Genomic DNA, 4,275 nt, shown 5'->3' with positions numbered 1-4,275 from the left:
CTGAGGCGATGGCAAGGGCGGGCCAGACCGATAGTGCCCTCGGAACTTTCAGCAAGGCTATGGAAATTTCACAAAGGATTGGTGACAAGGAATCCCAGTCATGGGCGGTAATGGAGATTGCCAAAAGCTTAGCGAGGGTAGGACAGTTCGATAAGGCCTTGCAGGTTGCCAAAGGAATTTGGATCTCACCTCATGTTGATCGTCGTTCCTATGCAATGGCTGAAATTGGCATATCGATGGCTAAAGCTGGGCAGCTTGACCAAGGGTTACAGGTTGTTCAGGAGGTCAGCGACTTACTCTATCGCTGTTACGGCCTTGTGGGCATCGCTGGGGTCATGGTTGAAGCCGGACAAAGGGAGCGCGCCAAGCATATTGCAGATCAAGCCCTACAGGTGGCCAAAAGCTTAGAAGATAAAGATGAACGTTCGGGGTGGATCAGCGAGGTTGCCAGAGTCATGGCAAAAGCAGGCCAATTTGATAAGGCATTGCAAGTCGCCAAGGGCGGTGATAACAAGTACCTTGCCTGGATTGCCGAGGAAATGGCAAAGGACGGACAGTTCGACAGAGCTCTGCAAACTGCCAAGGGGACCAAGGACGTGCGTTGGCGTGAATCAGCGCTTTTGAACATTATCAAGGAGATGACGAAAGCCGGGCAATTCGACCAAGCCATAAAGGTTTCCCAGGAAATCAAAGACCCGTACAAACGTTGCCAAGGGCTTTCGTGCGTTGCGGCAGCCATGGCAATGGCCGGACAGCAGGAACCTGCAGGACAAATATATACCCTGGCCTTGCAAACGGCACAGAGCATAAAAGGATATGAACGCAATTTTTCGTTTTCTGTTGTTGCTCAAGCCTTTGCACTGGCCAAACAGTTCGACAAGGCCTTGCAGATTGCCGAAGATATCGTTAACGAAAACAAAAGCGAACAATCCGGGATTTATGTGTTTTTCCTCCTTGCAGAAGCGATGGCATCAGCCGGGCAGTACGATCAGGCGCTGCAAGCAGCTCAAAGGATTGCAGACGCCGATCTCAGATCAGGTAGGCTGTCTATGATTGTTATGACTATGGCCCGGGCAGGACAGCTTGATGAAAGCTTAAAGGTCGCTCAAACGATACAAGACCCTCTGGCTCGCCTCGATGCCTTGGCGGGGATAATAAATGTCATTAACGCGCAGAAACAACAATAAATTGCTCCTAATCAAACGGCTATAACCCAAAGATGTAGAGACAGCTTTGCGTGTGATTCTTTTAACTATATTATAATAGCAATGGTTTTGATTTGGTTGATAAAGTCATGCATTATTTATTGGTTCTTGTGGACCATTTATTATGCCGTGGAGCTTAATATGATACCTTAAATATTTGGCAGGAATAACATTTCTTGCACGTTTTGAGGGTAAAGTCTAATTTTGATGTTCATTTATTGATTTTATATATTATCTTGACATTGGATGCGGGTAATTGTAGATTACAACTGAGGTGGGATATTAGCAAAAAATCACCTACGGAACGTATAAATTTATATAAAAAAATTTAAACTATTTAAAAAGATAGTAGGTGACAACTGTATGAAAAATGAAGCCGATACCCGAGCTACGTTAATCGATCCGAAATTAAAAGCCTCGGGTTGGGCTGATACGCAGGTCACCCGCGAGCATTATTACGTTAGGGACCAGCAATATACACCCGGTCGTGTTATTCTTAGGGGAGATCGTGTAACTAGGGGTGAAGCAAAGAAAGTTGACTACCTTCTTAGATTGACCGATGCCTTCCCCATTGCGGTTATTGAAGCCAAGGCAGAATCCGAAACAGCCGAGTCAGGATTGGAGCAATCAAAAAACTATGCGCAGGATCTTGGATTGGGCTTTGCCTTTGCTACAAACGGTCACAGGATTATTGAATATGATTTTTTTACAAACTCAAGCAGGGATTTGAGTCGATTTCCTACGCCGGAGGAATTGTGGATCAGATGGCAACATAACTCCGGAGTCATTGGAAAGCAAATGATTCAATATGCTGCTGAGGCTCCCTCCGTTTACGGAGCCTATAAACGGCGCAACCCTCTTCTTTGTCCGTATTGTCCAGTCAATGTATGCGATAAACAACCTTTTTATTTTCAGGAAGTGGCAATTCGAGAGGTCATCAAGCGCTTGATGTATGGCCAAAAAAGGGTACTGCTTACTATGGCCACGGGGACTGGAAAAACATTTGTGGCTTTTCAAATTGTATGGAAGCTCATTAAATCAGGTTGGTTGCAAAGGCTACATCCTGAAAAGTCCGCCAGAATTCTTTTTCTTGCTGATCGCGTTGTATTGCGTGATCAGGCCTATAATACATTTTCGCCTTTTGCCGATGGTAACGTAGAGCCTCGATGCAAAATAGATGGCCATAACTTTACGATGAATAGGGATCTTTATTTTGGTATATATCAAACTTTGTGGAGTCCTGACGGTCAGGGTATTAGGCTTTTTAAGAAATTCCCGCCCGATTTCTTTGACTTAGTTATTATTGATGAGTGTCATCGTTCGGGCTTTGGCACATGGCGGGAAATTCTAGACCACTTCGGCTCAGCCATTCACTTAGGAATGACGGCTACGCCCAAACAAGACGAGAGCATCGATACTTATAGCTATTTCTGTTCCGAAGAGCCAGAAGTAACTATAGATGTGGAACATTCGGAGAGAGGCACTTGGAGGCCTCCTGCTTTCTCATACAGTTTAGGCAAAGGTATTGACGACGGTTTCTTGGCCACTTACAAAGTGCATAGAGTACGAACGACAATAGATGCAAACGGGCTTCACCTTCGAGAAGCCATCGAACAGGGTGCGGAAGTATTTATACCGGAAGATACTGAGCCGCGAGAAATCTACACTACACCCCAATTTGAAAGAGAAATCACGCTTCCCGATCGCACGCGAGAAATGGCGCGTCATTTGGCAGGGTTGTTACGCCGTTTTGGCAAAATGCAAAAGACAATGGTGTTTTGTGTCGATATGGATCACGCGCGTTCGGTTGCGCGTCTTCTTCAAGATGAATTTGGGCCTGAGACGGGATTTTCTAACTACGCTGTCCCCATTATTTCAGAGGAAGGAGAAGACGGACGACGAGCCTTAGAGGCCTTTGCAGATTCTGACAAGTCGACTCCGGTTGTGGCAACTACCGCAGAGCTTCTTTCAACAGGCGTTGATGTGCCCTCATGTCGCAATATAGTGTTCATGAAGACCCTCTCATCACCTGTACTGTTTAAACAAATTATCGGTCGTGGCTGTCGTATAGACATAAGCACCGATAAGTATTGGTTTCGTATTATCGATTATACCAACGCAACCCGCCTGTTTGACGAATGGGATCGGCCACCAATGCCACCGTTTGAGCCACCGATAGGCCCACGGACAGCCACATTGGCAGGTTCGGTCTTTAATGTTGATACAGGAGAATATATTGTTGGCGCCAAAGTCAGTGTCCGTACAGATCCTAATAGCCAGCAAGGGCCTATTTTGACCGACGATAACGGACGCTTTTATTTTCAACAGCTCCCGGCAGGACAGCTTCAGCTGATTGTGAACGCCACAAATTTCGTTGATCGTACAATAGCGATAGAAACTGTACCAGACGAGGTAACTGAAATTGACGTTCCGTTGAAACCCGCAAAGAAAAAGGGTGGCAAGATTCGTGTTGAAGGCTTAGAGGTCTCCATAGCAGACGAGGCGGTTTTTGTGATAGAGGCTACAGGAACTCAACTTTCTCTTAAAGAATACCTGGACTATACTAGAAATAACTTAAATCAAAAGGCACTCACGCAGGACGACTTGCGTAAAATATGGGTGGATAGCGACCGCCGTAAAGCTTTTATCAAAGACCTCAGGCAATCCAGCATTCATCCAGAGGTGCTTGCCGAGGTCTTAGGCCAACCCGAGGCCGATGCTTTTGATCTCCTTTGTCACATAGCCTTTGGAAGCCCCATCCGTACCCGTAGCGAAAGAGCGACAGCTTTCCGAAATCGTGAACAGGCGTTTATCGCTCGCCATCATGATGATGCACGGAGGGTTATATTAGAACTGTTGGATAAATATAGGGTGGGCGGGATAGATCAATTGGAGCCGGAGATCTTCAACGTTACTCCATTCTCCAAATGGGGTCGCGCCATTAAAATAAGTAAATGGTTTGGTGGGCTTGATAAGCTTGGAGAAACTCTTAAGGAAGTGAGGAGAAGGATATATGAGGAGGCGGTTTGATGAACGGGCCACAGACTAGAGAGACGCTTGCCAACGAAAT

2 protein-coding genes are annotated in these 4,275 nt (G+C 46.1%); both read left to right on the top strand.

The annotated features are described in order from the left end of the window. Nucleotides 1-1,187, top strand: a 1,187-nt coding sequence (locus Q7P41_RS10130) for a lipopolysaccharide assembly protein LapB (protein WP_303883998.1), incomplete at its 5' end; no start/stop codon positions are given. 381 nt (nt 1,188-1,568) lie between these two features. After that, nucleotides 1,569-4,235, top strand: a complete 2,667-nt coding sequence (gene hsdR, locus Q7P41_RS10125; protein WP_303883997.1) for an EcoAI/FtnUII family type I restriction enzme subunit R — start codon at nt 1,569-1,571, stop codon at nt 4,233-4,235. Nucleotides 4,236-4,275: the final 40 nt, after the last annotated feature.

The sequence above is a fragment of the Acetomicrobium mobile genome (genome assembly GCF_937920065.1).
This window is presented reverse-complemented; position numbering and strand designations above follow the sequence as displayed.

Coding starts and splice junctions, on each gene's coding strand:
- hsdR (WP_303883997.1), top strand. CDS start 1,569: ATGAAAAATGAAGCCGATACCCGAGCTACGTTAATCGATCCGAAATTA.